At 40.9% G+C, this 14701-nt stretch carries 15 protein-coding genes and 2 tRNA genes; 1 reads left to right on the top strand and 16 read right to left on the bottom strand.

Annotated features, from left to right (window positions below):
- Window positions 1–268: 268 nt before the first annotated feature.
- Window positions 269–1114, bottom strand: coding sequence for a hypothetical protein (locus tag PR767_RS06805; protein ID WP_272520038.1), 846 nt, complete (start codon window positions 1112–1114; stop codon window positions 269–271).
- A 409-nt stretch (window positions 1115–1523) separates the two neighbouring features.
- Here PR767_RS06805 and PR767_RS06800 point away from each other — a divergent pair, with 409 nt between their 5' ends.
- Window positions 1524–2402, top strand: coding sequence for an aminoglycoside 6-adenylyltransferase (locus tag PR767_RS06800; protein ID WP_272520037.1), 879 nt, complete (start codon window positions 1524–1526; stop codon window positions 2400–2402).
- A gap of 81 nt (window positions 2403–2483) precedes the next feature.
- Here PR767_RS06800 and PR767_RS06795 read toward each other — a convergent pair.
- The 15 genes from PR767_RS06795 to sucC all read right to left on the bottom strand — a co-directional run bounded on the left by PR767_RS06795 (window position 2484) and on the right by sucC (window position 14627).
- Window positions 2484–2559, bottom strand: a tRNA-Lys gene (locus tag PR767_RS06795).
- Between the two features lie 160 nt (window positions 2560–2719).
- A tRNA-Lys gene (locus PR767_RS06790) sits at window positions 2720–2795 on the bottom strand.
- Window positions 2796–2991: 196 nt separating this feature from the next.
- On the bottom strand, window positions 2992–3783 hold the full coding sequence (gene cpoB, locus PR767_RS06785) for a cell division protein CpoB (RefSeq protein WP_109912827.1): 792 nt from the start codon (window positions 3781–3783) through the stop codon (window positions 2992–2994).
- A 22-nt stretch (window positions 3784–3805) separates the two neighbouring features.
- A complete protein-coding gene (gene pal / locus PR767_RS06780; protein WP_004909091.1) occupies window positions 3806–4303 on the bottom strand; it encodes a peptidoglycan-associated lipoprotein Pal in 498 nt (165 codons plus the stop codon).
- A 44-nt stretch (window positions 4304–4347) separates the two neighbouring features.
- Complete coding sequence (tolB, locus tag PR767_RS06775; protein WP_272520036.1) at window positions 4348–5640, bottom strand: Tol-Pal system beta propeller repeat protein TolB; 1293 nt, start codon at window positions 5638–5640, stop codon at window positions 4348–4350.
- A 146-nt stretch (window positions 5641–5786) separates the two neighbouring features.
- On the bottom strand, window positions 5787–6905 hold the full coding sequence (gene tolA / locus PR767_RS06770; RefSeq protein ID WP_110731785.1) for a cell envelope integrity protein TolA: 1119 nt from the start codon (window positions 6903–6905) through the stop codon (window positions 5787–5789).
- 51 nt (window positions 6906–6956) lie between these two features.
- Window positions 6957–7379: a colicin uptake protein TolR gene (gene tolR, locus PR767_RS06765; protein ID WP_004256786.1), complete on the bottom strand. Its 423-nt coding sequence runs from the start codon at window positions 7377–7379 to the stop codon at window positions 6957–6959.
- A 17-nt stretch (window positions 7380–7396) separates the two neighbouring features.
- On the bottom strand, window positions 7397–8080 hold the full coding sequence (gene tolQ / locus PR767_RS06760; protein ID WP_004256787.1) for a Tol-Pal system protein TolQ: 684 nt from the start codon (window positions 8078–8080) through the stop codon (window positions 7397–7399).
- A complete protein-coding gene (ybgC, locus tag PR767_RS06755; protein WP_004256789.1) occupies window positions 8077–8472 on the bottom strand; it encodes a tol-pal system-associated acyl-CoA thioesterase in 396 nt (131 codons plus the stop codon). The genes tolQ and ybgC overlap by 4 nt, the downstream gene beginning before the upstream one ends.
- 134 nt (window positions 8473–8606) lie before the next feature.
- A complete protein-coding gene (gene ybgE, locus PR767_RS06750; protein ID WP_004256791.1) occupies window positions 8607–8894 on the bottom strand; it encodes a cyd operon protein YbgE in 288 nt (95 codons plus the stop codon).
- Between the two features lie 5 nt (window positions 8895–8899).
- Window positions 8900–9013 (bottom strand): cytochrome bd-I oxidase subunit CydX, encoded by a 114-nt coding sequence (gene cydX, locus PR767_RS06745; protein ID WP_004909083.1) that lies wholly within the window; start codon window positions 9011–9013, stop codon window positions 8900–8902.
- A gap of 11 nt (window positions 9014–9024) precedes the next feature.
- Window positions 9025–10164: a cytochrome d ubiquinol oxidase subunit II gene (gene cydB / locus PR767_RS06740; protein ID WP_004909081.1), complete on the bottom strand. Its 1140-nt coding sequence runs from the start codon at window positions 10162–10164 to the stop codon at window positions 9025–9027.
- Between the two features lie 14 nt (window positions 10165–10178).
- The gene (gene cydA, locus PR767_RS06735; protein WP_004256799.1) at window positions 10179–11747 is read right to left on the bottom strand and encodes a cytochrome ubiquinol oxidase subunit I; all 1569 of its coding nucleotides are present in this window, start codon (window positions 11745–11747) and stop codon (window positions 10179–10181) included.
- A gap of 841 nt (window positions 11748–12588) precedes the next feature.
- Entirely contained in the window at window positions 12589–13461 is an 873-nt protein-coding gene (sucD, locus tag PR767_RS06730) for a succinate--CoA ligase subunit alpha (protein WP_004256808.1), read from the bottom strand.
- Complete coding sequence (sucC, locus tag PR767_RS06725) at window positions 13461–14627, bottom strand: ADP-forming succinate--CoA ligase subunit beta (RefSeq protein ID WP_004909077.1); 1167 nt, start codon at window positions 14625–14627, stop codon at window positions 13461–13463. The genes sucD and sucC overlap by 1 nt, the downstream gene beginning before the upstream one ends.
- Between the last annotated feature and the right edge of the window lie 74 nt (window positions 14628–14701).

Here is a 14701-nt window from a genome sequence, read left to right as displayed (position 1 = left end):
GTTTAATTAAGAGGTTAACTTGTATATGTAATAGGAGTCGTACACGGTAATTTTATATCCCCCAATAATTCGGATTGCGGGCAGGCGACAAGGAAAATAGACGGAGTGCATAGATAAACTCTGTGGCTCGACGAGCGTAGTCACTTATATCTCAACGAAATGTCCTGCAACTTGAAGAGTTACGGGTATATATGTCATGAAATAAAAAAGTTACAACCTGCCGACTTGTACTGTGGACAGGTATGATAAATCAAAGGAAGATATGCAACTAATATATTGGTATAGGTAGAAAAATGGATTTTATAATATTATTATGACTTATTGTATTAGATAGAATTTTCTCTCTACTATAAAACCCTGCAATATTCTCGATCAAATTTCCATTCTCAATATGTAATTCAGATTTTATTTTGTTTTCGTAACTAATAGCATCACCCTCTTTAGTACTATCTTGTATTAATTTATCACTCGACATATCCATTTCTTGCCTATACTCAGTATCAATTTCAAGTTCATCATTCTCAGCATTATTAATCTCTAATTCCTCATCCGATTGTTTATATTGCTGTAAACTTCCTATTGAATAAGATATATCACTTGCAGTGTATCTTAAATCAGCCAAGGAAGAGTGAAAAGTTAAAGTATATTCTTTAGCATCAGTGATCAACTGGCTAACCTTCGAGTCAAACGTGGATAACAATCTGTGTAATCTAGAACTAATGGATGGATAATTACGAATGCTTTCTGTCACATTGTCATAACACTCAGCGATATTTGGTGTAATGTTTTTTATCTCTTCTGGGTTTTTAATATAAAAGCGCAATTCATCTTGCAGTTGCTTATATTTATCTAGAGCATTCTTAACGGTATGAATATAAACTTTAACCCTATCAATATATATTTTAGATTGAATATATTCAACATATGTTAGTTTACTTTCCAACTTATAACTTTCGGCAAGGAATATACTCTCGTGTTCAGCTTCTATTTTTAATGTTTGTTCAGTTAATGTATCTAGTTCTACATGAAGTTCTTTTATATTTCCACTTATGGATTCATGATAATCTTTTAATTCAAAAAGATTATCATCTCGTTTTAATATACTTATTTTCATTTTAACTCCCTTTAAAAAATAAATGATAATTTGATAAGAAATAAAATTCAAATTTTATTTTAATATATAATAAGGGAAACAATAATTTATAAATATAGCTACAGATAATAAAAAACAGCGTAAGTTCAGGAGACTTTCACAAAAAGTAAAATTTAAATTAAGTTTACATTAGCGATATCACCACGGTACTTTTTTCCGTCCCCATGTTTAACACAATGTGCTTTTCGCAATTAAGGCAATTTTGGTACTAACACAGCTTAAATTCTGTCACATCACCTATAAACGCTAACAATTTTCCCTCACTTCGAAAAAAACTTGGGCATTTAAGTAGTTTTTTGCGTCTGAAGCTTCGCTTTTCTGCCTCTTTATCGGTATCTTAGCCATCCTTACTTAATTCATTAGGTCAGTTATGGAATCACCTGCATTATTAATAAATAAAATTATTTCAGTTTCATTGCTCGATCCAAGAATTGAAGCCGTGGTATTAACTGGCTCTCGAGGGCAAGATCAACATGTTGATAGTTATTCCGATATTGATATCGAGCTGATCGGCCACGGTACATCTGAAATATTCAATCAGAAGTCTTGGATAAATCAGTTTGGTGGACCTATGGTTGCCCTTCATTTGCTAAATCTTGAAGAGGATGCCCCTGATTGGCCAACTTGCTTGGTGATCTTTGAAGAAGGCCGCAAAGTGGATTTCACTTTTGCTGAGCCTGAGCGCTTATCTAAGATGAAGCAGCAAGGTTTAGATACGACATTTTCCCGTGGTTTTACTGTATTACTCGATAAAACAGGGATCACTGAAGGCTTACCTGAAAGTGCTAACCAACAAGTATTTGCTCCTCCTCAATTAACAATATCGCAATTCGCTGACGTTGTATCTGATTTTTGGCATGAAGCACATCAAGTTACCATTGCTTTAACACGAGATGAGTTGTGGGTCGCATGGTCAAGAAGTGCGGATATGAAACAGTATTTTTTAACGCTGCTAGAACGCCTTGTTTCTTTACAAGGTGGACATGTTTGGTATAAAGGACGCAACTACCATGAGTGGATGCCTAAACCTTATATCGAGGCATTAGAGGTTATTTTTAATTGTGGAACGGCTCAAAGCGCCGCATTGTCTCTTCAGTGTTTAATGCGCTGCTTTAAAGATGTAACTATTGAACTCGCTAGCCTTCAAGGATTTGATAATATGCAGATTATGGCTGAGAAAATGCAAGAACTACTTATTGGTATTTTACAGGATAACGCCTTACTTCCAGAAACTGGTGAAATAAGATAAATAAAGTACAGCAAAGGAATGCAGTGCTTTCATGTCGAGATATGGCTCGGCAGCTGAACATTTACTGGATTGGTATTGAGATGGTGGGTCGTGCAGGATTCGAACCTGCGACCAATTGATTAAAAGTCAACTGCTCTACCAACTGAGCTAACGACCCATCTTTGGGATTACTTAATTACTTGTTTGTGCAGGATTTTAAGTTCTTCGAACTTCCCCTTACGGGCCGAACCTGCAACCATCTTGTAAAACTCAAATATTCTACCGACTGAGCTAACGACCTATCTGGATTACTTCTTTTTGCTACTATAGGTTTTAGATGGTGGGTCGTGCAGGATTCGAACCTGCGACCAATTGATTAAAAGTCAACTGCTCTACCGACTGAGCTAACGACCCATCTAAAACAATATTTCTAACTAAATTTCTTTTTGTCTTTCGAGATTTTTGGCTAACCGTATTCTCGTATCAACGGCGGCTTATATTACTGATTTCTGGCGAGGGTGCAATGATTTTTTTGCAAAAAAAGATTAAATGCACACTTATCATACTGATAACCCCGAAATATTCGGTAATATGGCTTCGGGGTTATAAATTAAAGTGTACTCAGCTTTTTTTCGGCTAATTTTGAACCAGCACTGTTTGGATATTGTTTCAACACCTGTTGGTAAACAGCTTTTGCTTTATCTTTCTGTCCCTTATCTTGCATGATCAGCCCAACTTTATATAAGGCTTCGCTGCTTTTTTGGGATTTAGGATATTGCTTAACTACAGTTGCGAAATAAAAAGCAGCATCGTCTTTGCTACCTTTATTGTAGTTTAACTGCCCCAACCAATAATTGGCGTTAGATTGATACCCAGACTTAGGGTAGGCTTTAACAAAGCCTTGTAATGCCCCTATTGCCTGATCAATTTGAGCTTTGGATTTGCTTTCCATCGCTAATTTGACTGCAGCATTGTAATCATCTTTCTCATTCCCACCTGTATTAGCAGCTGCCGTAGGTGCCGTTGAGGAAGGTGATGCGTTTGATGCACTAGTGTCAGGTGTTGTTGTATCACCTGAAGTTGCTGAGTTTCCACCGCCTGCATTGTCTAATTGCATGTATAAATCTTTCTGGCGCTCAATAACTTGATTCAATTTGTATTCACTTTCTTGAATCTGACCACGTAACATGTCGATGTCGCGTTGGTTGTCAGCGAGTTGTTGTTGAATTTGATACATGATTTGACCTTGAGAGCTAACTGCTGTCTCAAGTTGGGTAAGGCGATCTGTTGTTGAACCAGATCCGACATTGTTGATTGGCGCTTGGGCAATAGCGGCCCAAGGGGCCGCTACGCCAACCAATAACGACAGACCGACTAGTAAGTGTCTGAAGTTACTGTTCATAATAGATAATTTCGCTTATCTATTAGTATGCAATGACTGCACGACGGTTTTTCGCGTAGTCTGCTTCAGTGTGACCTAACACAGCTGGTTTTTCTTTACCGTAAGAAACCAGTGAAACTTGGTCACCAGAAACACCTTTGCTTTGCAGGTACATTTTAACTGCATTAGCACGACGCTCGCCCAGCGCGATGTTGTATTCTGGAGTACCACGCTCATCCGCATGACCTTCAACAACAACACGTACAGATGGGTTGCTACGCAGGAATGCTGCGTGTGCATCTAACATTTCAGCGTATTCTGGAGATACGTTGTATTTGTCAAAGCCAAAGTAAACAGTGTTGTTTTGTTGCAGCTGTTCCATTTGCTGACGTGCCAGCTCTTCCGCAGACAGACCAGTGTTAGTTTGGTTAGTAGAAGTATCTACGCCATCTTGGTCATTGTTTTTGTTAGAGCTACAAGCTGCGACTGCCATGATTGGTAACGCGATCATCAGCCCTTTAAGCACTTTATTCAGTTGCATCGTTTTGATCCTTAATATTTTTTGCCACACATTATTATTATGCATCACAGATACGGCGACCAGGCAGGGAATTTAACCTGTCCATCGGTAGCCGGAAGACGCGCTTTGAAACGCCCGTCGGTCGAAACTAGCTGCAATATAGTCCCCAAGCCTTGAGAGGAGCTATAAATTACCATAGTGCCGTTAGGTGCGATACTCGGCGTTTCATCTAGGAACGTTTTCGTTAAAAATTCAACGTTGTTCGTTGCCAGATCTTGTTTGGCGACATGTTGCTGACCGCCGCCGGAGCTGACCATCACTAAGAAAGTACCATCCGGGCTAACATCAGCTTCCTGATTTTGTGTTCCTTCCCAAGACACACGTTCAGGGCTGCCACCATTAATATTTATTTTATAGATCTGCGGACGTCCCGCCTGATCTGAAGTATAGACTAAAGTTTGGCTATCTGGCATCCAGCTTGGTTCCGTATTGTTACTACGTCCATCAGTCACCTGACGAATTTGCCCACTCGCTAAGTCCATAACATATAAATTCAGGCTGCCTGTTTTAGACAGTGCAAATGCCAATTTTGTGCCATCTGGAGAGAATGCAGGTGCCCCATTATGACGTGGGAATGATGCTACCTGACGAACTGCTCCTGTTGATAACGTTTGAATGACAAGTGCTGAACTACCGCTTTCAAATGTAACATAAGCCAATTTCTCACCATCTGGTGACCATGCTGGCGACATCAAAGGTTCTGGTGAACGGTGAACCGTAAATTGGTTAAAACCGTCATAATCAGAAACTCGTAATTCATATGGATACTGACCGCCTTTGTTAACAACAATATAAGCAATACGAGTACGGAATGCGCCACGAATACCTGTTAATTTTTCAAAGACTTCGTCACTTGCAGTATGCGCTGCATAACGTAACCATTCTTTGGTTACTTTATATTGGTTCTGAGATAAAACAGCACCTGGGTTAGCCGCAACATCAACTAGCTGATAGCTAACGACAAAGCTACCATCTGCTGCTGGCTGTACCTGCCCCACAACAACAGCATTAATACCTAATGCTGTCCACGCTTCAGGAATCACTTCAGAAGCGGTACCAGGTTGTTGAGGCATGCGGCTTGGCTCGATAGGGTTAAATTTCCCACTATTGCGTAAATCAGCGCCGACTATTTGGCCGACTTCTTGTGGTGGTGCACCCGCACCTGACCATTTAAACGGCACAACGCCAATAGGTTGAGCTGAATTAACACCTTCAGTGATCTCAATACGTATTTCAGCCTGAGCCACTGTCGCCCATAGCATTAGGAACCCTAAAACTACTTTAAAAGCCTGCTTCATTCTTATCTCCCTTACTGCGGATTATTTACTACCGCAATAATTCGCTGAATTTTAACAAAGGTATAATAACAAAACTAGATACCACACAAACTATTTATGCTATTGCCTTAATAATATCAATACAGACTGCTCTGAGTTATTGAAAATCAAGGCTTAAACACAACTGTGCTACCCGCTTTATTAAACGTATCATAGACTTCTCTGCTCGGTGGCTTAGGCATCGTTGCAAGTTTTGCTGCACGAATTGCTGCATCACAGAGTGCCGCGTCATTAGCTGGGCTATTTTTTGGTGTAATACTCACCAATAACCCATCAGGCGCGAGCTTCAATTGAAGTTCACAAGTACGTCCACGGAAAGTATCTGAATCATAAAATTTACTTTGGATAGCCGCTTTGACTTTACCAGCATAGCTGTCCACATCCGCATTGGAAGCGCCCGATTTTTTACCACCACCTTTTCCAGCTGCGGCTTCACCACCTTGTTTGCTTGGGCCCGAGGCAGTTAAATCACCAAGCAAATCATCTACGGAAGCCGCATTTTTAGCCGCTTCAGCTTTGGCTTTCGCCGCTTTTGCTTTAGCATCTTTATCGGCTTTTTCTTTAGCTTCTTTATCCGCTTTAGCTTTCGCTTCTTTTTCAGCTTTTACTTTAGCTTCTTTATCGGCTTTTTCCTTGGCTTCTTTTTCCGCTTTTTCTTTAGCTTCTTTTTCAGCTTTGGCTTTAGCGGCTTCGGCTTCTTTCTGCGCTTGCGCCTCGGCCTTCGCCTTCTCAGCCGCTTGCTCTTTAATTAGCTTTTCTTTTTCAGCTTTCGCTTTTGCAGCAGCTTCTTCCGCTATTTTTTGCTCTTCCTTCGCTTTTTTAGCAGCGTCTAATGCTTTTTTCTGTTGTTCCTCAGCTTGCTTTTGTTGCTCAGCTGTATCACGTTGAATTTTAATACGCTCTTCTTCAAGCTGCTGAAGACGCTTTTGTTCCTTTTCTTGCTGTTCTCTAAGCTCAGCCTCTTGCTTTTGTTCTTGCTCTTTGCGCTCTTTTGCCGCTTGTCTGACGTTATTTTGCTGTCTTTGCATTTCTTCATACTGCTCAACAACCACGCCAGGGTCAACCATCACCGCATCGATGACAGTTCCCTCTTCCCCGCCACCACCAAGTTTGACGACGGAAACTAAAGAGCCTATAACAATCAAACCAATCAATAGGACGTGCAATACGATTGACATCACTAACGATCGATTTAAGTTATCTTTTTTCTCTTTTGTCTTTCCCACTCTGGTATCCAAAAAAAGAATTGTGACTTATTCAAACGACAATAACCCAGCCTAAATAGGCTGAGTCATCAAACCAACCGATTTTATCCCTGCGCTGTGTAATATATTCAGCGCCTTAATCACTTCTTCGTAAGGGACTTCTTTTGCACCACCAATCAAGAAAATTGCTTTTGGATTTTTCTCTAGTTGAGATTTCGCCTCTGCAGCAATTTGCTCTGGTGGCAGCAATTCTAAAACCTCACCATCAAGGCGCATGTTATATTGGCCAACCCCCGACACTTCTAAAATAATCGGTGGGTTATCACTTGATGATACGGTTTGTGTATCTGTTGCATCCGGCAATTCAACTTCCACACTTTGAGAAATAATCGGTGCTGTTGCCATAAATATGAGCAACAGTACCAACAATACGTCCAGTAATGGAACAATGTTGATTTCGGATTTCAGCTCACGTCTGCGACTTGTGCGCGCCATTCGCTTATCTCCCCGTCTTATTTCTTATCAGCAGAGAAGGCTTGACGATGCAAGATGGCTAAAAACTCTTCCATAAAGTTATCGTAGTTTTGCTCTAATTTGCTGACACGTAAGTTCAAACGGTTAAATGCCATAACTGCTGGGATCGCTGCAAACAAACCAATTGCGGTTGCAATCAGCGCTTCAGCAATACCCGGTGCAACCATTTGTAATGTTGCTTGTTTTACCGCTCCCAATGCAATAAACGCATGCATAATCCCCCAAACAGTACCAAATAAACCAATATATGGGCTAATTGAACCAACAGTACCTAAAAATGGGATATGTGCTTCAACTGATTCGAGTTCACGATTCATTGAAATACGCATTGCACGGGAAGCTCCCGTCACTACTGCATCTGGCGCATGAATATTCGCTTGGTGTAAACGAACGAACTCTTTAAAACCAGAATGGAAAATTTGTTCGGCACCACTCAATTCATCACGGCGAGCTTGGCTTTCTTTATATAAGCGCGATAGCTCAATACCTGACCAGAACTTATCTTCAAATGCTTCAGCCTCACGCGTTGCCGCATTTAAAATTTTCGTTCTTTGAATAATGATCGCCCATGATGCGATAGAAAAACCGATCAAAACGAACATAATGAGCTGAACCAAAAGGCTCGCTTTAAGGAATAAATCCAGGATATTCATGTCAGTCACTGTTTAAACTCCGCGACAATAGACTTAGGAAGCGCAATTGGCTTCATTTTTGATGTGTCCACACAAGCAATAAGGGCATTTGCCCCACAAAGCAGGTTACCTTGCGAATCAACTAACCTTTGCTGAAAAGTTAATGAAGCACGTTTCATTTCAATAATTTGTGTTTCAACTTCCAGCAGGTCATCCAGCTTCGCCCCTTTGACAAAATCAATTGTCATGCTTCGCACAACAAAGCCAAGGTTCTCAGCAAGCATACTTTGTTGATTGATACCTTTATTTCGCAGCATTTCGGTTCTTGCTCGCTCAAAAAAGGCTAAATAGCGTGCATGATAAACAACACCGCCCGCATCTGTATCTTCATAATACACGCGAACAGGCCAGCGAAATAACATAACAATCACTCCGTCTTAGGTTAAATTAATTAACGGTGCCACTATACGCAAGACAGTGCCAGTTTGGAATCACTTTGAAAGTAAAGATATCAAAAATAATTATGGGTCCATTGACCCATAATTAGCAATTAGAATTATCTAAAGACCTGAAAAAGTCCCCAAATAAGAATGATGGCAGCAGGCAATGGATGAAAAATTGCACGAAAGATAACTTTTTTAGGTTTAAAACCCACACCAAAAATCATCGCGGTACACGTTGCCCATATTAACAGCAGCCCTTGCCATATTTGAAATGAACTAGTTTTTGCAGCAAATAGGGTTGGATCCCACATGACTGCACCTGCAGTAACTAAAGCTAAAATAAGGATAAGGGCCCTTATCGGCCCCTTATCCAATAGCTGATAGGTTTTATCCACCAGCATTTTTATTACTCACCATCTTTAGCGGCTTTAGAGTCTTCAGAGTGCTCTAACGCTAATGCTGCGATCACTGCAAAACTACAAGCTAACAGCGTGCCGAGGATCCAGGCGAAATACCACATAGTTATGCTCCTTAATACAGTGAATGCTTGTTGCCTTCGATGAAGTTTTTGTCCAAACGACCGAACATTTTGTAGTAACACCATGCGGTGTATGCCAGTACGATTGGTACAAAGATAATAGCAACAACAGTCATTACTTGCAGTGTGAACAAGCTAGATGTTGCATCCCACATGGTCAAACTTGCGTTTGGCATGATGCTTGAAGGCATGATGAATGGGAACATTGCTACACCACAGGTTAAAATGATACAAGCGATGGTTAATGAAGAACTCACAAACGCCAAACCATTTTTGTCTGCTTTACTAAACAGCATTGTCACTAACGGCAGTGCTACACCCAGAGCAGGCAACGCCCACAGGATTGGGTAAGTATTGAAGTTAGTTAACCAAGCACCAGATTCAACGGCAACAGTTTTGTTTAGTGGGTTAGATACGCTTAATGTATCGATAGTTGAAGTAACAACATAACCATCAATACCCATCACTAACCAAACACCTGCGCCTGCGAAAGCCACTAAAGTGACTAATGCACAGATATAAGTTGCTTTACGAACACGTAAGTACAGTTCACCAGTGGTACGCATTTGCAAATAAGTTGCACCTTGCGTCACAATCATCATTAAGCCGACAACACCCGCTAACAGACCATATGGGTTTAGCAGACCAAACAGGTTACCTGTGTAAGTCAGATACTGTTGATTATCGATTTGCAGTGGAACACCTAATAACAGGTTACCAAACGCAACACCGATAACTAATGGTGGAACGAAACCACCAATAAACAGACCCCAGTCCCACATGTTACGCCATTTTGGGTTCTCCAGTTTTGAACGGTAGTCGAAACCAACCGGACGGAAGAACAATGCAGCTAATACCAAAATCATAGCAACATAGAAACCAGAGAATGCCGCAGCATAAACTTGTGGCCATGCAGCGAACATTGCACCACCCGCAGTGATTAACCAAACTTGGTTACCATCCCAGTGCGGTGCAACAGCATTAATCATGATACGGCGTTCAGTATCTGTTTTACCTAAAATAGGTAATAAGAAGCCAACGCCCATGTCAAAGCCATCTGTGACAGCAAACCCAATCAGTAATACACCGATAAGGATCCACCACACAAATCGAAGAACTTCATAATCAAACATAAGTGGACTCCTATTTACTGAACGTCGTGTGCAGAAGTGTTTTTCTGTTCAAAGTGATAACGACCGGTTTTCAGGCTACTTGGCCCTTTACGAGCGAATTTGAACATTAAGAACATTTCAGCAATTAAGAACAGTGTGTACAGACCACAGATCAATACCATAGAGAAGATCAGGTCATGAGTCGTCAAGTTAGAGTGTGCAACCGAAACAGGTAACACTTCACCAATTGCCCATGGCTGACGACCATACTCTGCAACGAACCAACCTGACTCAATTGCAATCCATGGTAGTGGAATACCGAGCAGTGCAATACGCAGCAACAGTTTATTTTGACCAATACGGTTACGAACTACTGACAGGAATGCCCAGCCAATAATTAACAGTAACAGGAAGCCAACACCAACCATGATACGGAATGCCCAGAACAGAGGCCCAACGTTAGGAATACTATCTTTCACTGCTTTTTGGATTTGAGCTTCAGTTGCATCAACAACATTTGGTGCATATTGTTTTAACAGCAGACCATACCCAAGATCTTTTTTGCTTGCTTCAAATGCTGCACGCAATTCAGGATCTTTGTTACCTGCAAGAAGTTCTTGTAACTGACCATATGCAATCATACCGTTACGAATGCGAACTTCATGTTGTTTCATTAGGTCTTTCAGACCTAAAACAGGAGTGTCAACCGAGCGGGTTGCAATGATACCCATCGCCCAAGGAATCGAGATCGCAAATTTATTTTCTTGTTTCTCGGTATCTGGCCAAGCGATTAAGTTAAACGCGGCAGGAGGAGCATGAGTTTCCCACTCAGCTTCAACCGCTGCAAGTTTAGTTTTTTGCACGTCACCCATTTCGTAACCTGATTCATCACCAAGAACGATAACAGATAGAACCGCTGCAATACCAAAACTTGCTGCAATTGCAAAAGAACGCTTAGCAAAAGCAACATCACGACCTTTAAGCAGGTAGTAAGAGCTAATACCTAAGATAAACATTGCACCGGTACAATAACCCGCAGCAACTGTGTGGACGAACTTAACTTGTGCAACTGGGTTCAAGACTAGCTCAGAGAAGCTAACCATTTCCATACGCATAGTTTCAAAGTTGAAATCAGCAGCGATTGGGTTTTGCATCCAACCATTCGCAACCAAAATCCACAGAGCAGAGAAGTTAGAACCTAAAGCAACTAACCATGTTACAGCAAGGTGTTGTTTTTTGCTTAAACGATCCCAACCAAAGAAGAATAAACCGACAAAGGTAGATTCTAAGAAGAACGCCATCAAACCTTCGATTGCAAGAGGTGCACCGAAGATATCTCCAACATAGTGCGCGTAGTAAGACCAGTTAGTACCGAATTGGAACTCCATGGTCAAACCCGTTGCAACACCTAGGGCAAAGTTAATACCGAATAACTTACCCCAGAACTTAGTCATATCTTTATAAATTTGCTTGCCTGACAGTACATATACCGTTTCCATGATCGCAAGCAAAAACGCCATACCTAGCGTTAATGGTACGAACAGAAAGTGATACATCGCAGTTAAGGCAAACTGTAATCGTGACAGTTCGACAATATCAAACATCTTGACTCCTTGCTCCTAGCAGGAAGACACCGACTTGCGGCAACCCAGCTTCCAGTTTTTAATACTTAGAAAGCCTCTTAACTACCAGCAAAAAATGCCTCAAAACAACAAATAATTAACAAAATTAAAAGAACGAACATTACTATAATAATAGTACGCCTATCTTCACACACAATAAACTTCTTTTACGTGATTCAGATTTGAATTCTGAATTTACATCAATAATTATACCCTTTAATAGAAAACCGAGTATTTGATCGAGCACCAATTTAAGCAATTTAAGCAAATAAAGCCAGAGGCAATGAATTGATTTACGTCAATTTTTTTCCTATTGTTAATTGCTATACCTGCCAGTCAATTAATGGTTATTTACTTGTTAAAATGCTGTTATTGATAATGACATAAATGTTCTTAATTTTTCCAAAGATTAACAAAAAATATAATCTATGAATTAAAGCCTCGAAAAAAGAATATTTAATTTGTAATAGTATCTTATTTTAAACTTATTATGAATTTTATTAATATAGCCTTTTTTATCAAAAAACGGTTATATTGGCTTAATTGAATTATCGTCAATATTATAAAATTGACATGTCGCAATTTTGCTATTTTTTGCACAAAATGCGACTAACTCCCCCCTTCCTCGCCTAATTGGCATTTTATTACCCATTTTCCTTCATATAACCCTTTAGTCCGCATTTTTAAGTATAGACATACTTTTCATAAAACCGCATAACCATACAAAAATTGTTTGAAACATTTTTGCAAGGTATAAAAAAACCCGCGCTCTCATGAGCACGGGCTTTCGTCTCTTACTCTTGCTAGTTACCTAGCGAATTACTTATTTGTTCAACAGTGATTTTACTGCATCACCGATGTCTGCAAGGCTACGAACGGTTTTCACACCAGCCGCTTCTAATGCAGCAAATTTCTCATCAGCAGTGCCTTTACCGCCTGCGATGATTGCACCTGCGTGGCCCATACGTTTGCCTTTTGGTGCAGTTACACCTGCGATGTAACCGACAACAGGTTTAGTGACGTGCTCTTTAATATAAGCCGCTGCTTCTTCTTCTGCGTTACCACCGATTTCACCGATCATGACGATAGCTTCAGTTTGTGGATCCGCTTGGAATAATTTCAGGATATCAATAAAGTTTGAACCGGGGATTGGGTCACCACCGATACCAACACACGTTGATTGACCTAAGCCTGCATCTGTTGTTTGTTTAACAGCTTCATAAGTCAACGTACCTGAACGCGAAACGATACCGACTTTACCTGGCATATGGATATGACCAGGTTGGATACCAATCTTACATTCACCCGGAGTGATAACACCTGGGCAGTTAGGACCAATCATACGAACGCCTGCTTCGTCTAATTTCACTTTAACTGTCAGCATATCCAACGTTGGGATACCTTCAGTGATGGTGATAATCAGTTTAATGCCAGCATCGATAGCTTCTAAGATAGAATCTTTACAAAATGGTGCTGGAACATAGATAACAGAGGCTGTTGCACCCGTAGCTTCTACAGCTTCACGAACGGTGTTAAATACAGGTAAACCTAAGTGTACAGTGCCACCTTTACCTGGAGTCACACCACCCACCATTTGCGTGCCATAAGCAATCGCTTGTTCTGAGTGGAATGTACCTTGGCCACCTGTGAAACCTTGGCAAATTACTTTGGTGTTTTTATCGATTAAAATAGACATTATTTAGCCTCCGCTGCTGCTACTGCTTTCTTAGCTGCATCTGTCAGGCTGTTCGCAGCGATAATATTCAAGCCGCTGTCTGCCAGTTTTTTAGCACCTAACTCTGCATTGTTACCTTCTAAACGCACAACTACTGGTACATTTACGCCAACTTCTTCAACTGCACCAATGATGCCGTCTGCAATCAGGTCGCAGCGAACGATACCACCAAAGATGTTAACAAAAACTGCTTTCACGTTTTCATCAGAAAGAATAATTTTAAATGCTTCAGTTACACGCTCTTTTGTCGCGCCGCCGCCAACATCTAAGAAGTTAGCTGGTGCACCACCGTGCAGCTTAACGATATCCATGGTACCCATTGCAAGGCCCGCACCGTTAACCATACAGCCGATATTGCCATCTAACGCAACGTAGTTCAGTTCCCACTGAGCGGCTTGTGCTTCACGTGCATCTTCTTGTGATTCATCACGCAGTTCACGAATTTCTGGTTGGCGATATAACGCGTTGCTATCGATACCTAATTTACCATCTAAACAAACTAAATCACCCGCAGTACTAATAACCAGTGGATTGATTTCAGCTAATGCTAAATCGCGTTCTAAGAATAATGTTGCCAGACCCATGAAAATTTTCGCGAATTGGCTAACTTGTTTACCGGTTAAGCCTAATTTGAATGCTAATTCACGGCCTTGGAAAGGCATTGGGCCAGTCAGTGGGTCGATAATCGCTTTATGAATTAACTCTGGAGTTTCTTCTGCTACTTTCTCGATTTCCACGCCACCTTCGGTAGATGCCATGAATACAACGCGACGAGTGCTACGGTCTACAACCGCCCCTAAATAGAGTTCTTTAGCAATATCAGTTGCCGTTTCAACCAGAATTTGGTTAACAGGCTGGCCGTTTGCATCAGTTTGATAGGTAACTAAGTTTTTACCTAACCAGTGTTCTGCAAATGCTTTCACTTCATTGATATCACTAGTGACTTTTACGCCGCCAGCTTTACCACGTCCACCTGCGTGAACTTGGCATTTAATTACCCATGGGCCGTCACCAATTTTTTTAGCAGCATCGACGGTTTCAGCGACTGATGAACAGGCATAACCTGTCGGTGCAGGCATCCCATAACGTGCAAACAACTGTTTTGCCTGGTACTCGTGTAAATTCATGATGTTCTATCCATAATTGAGTCTGAAGAGGCGTTTATTCGCCTCCTGCAATTGTTACTGATTTAGCAACCCGC

Source organism: Providencia sp. PROV223, assembly GCF_028479245.1.
GTDB classification, from domain to species: domain Bacteria; phylum Pseudomonadota; class Gammaproteobacteria; order Enterobacterales; family Enterobacteriaceae; genus Providencia; species Providencia rettgeri.
This window is presented reverse-complemented; position numbering and strand designations above follow the sequence as displayed.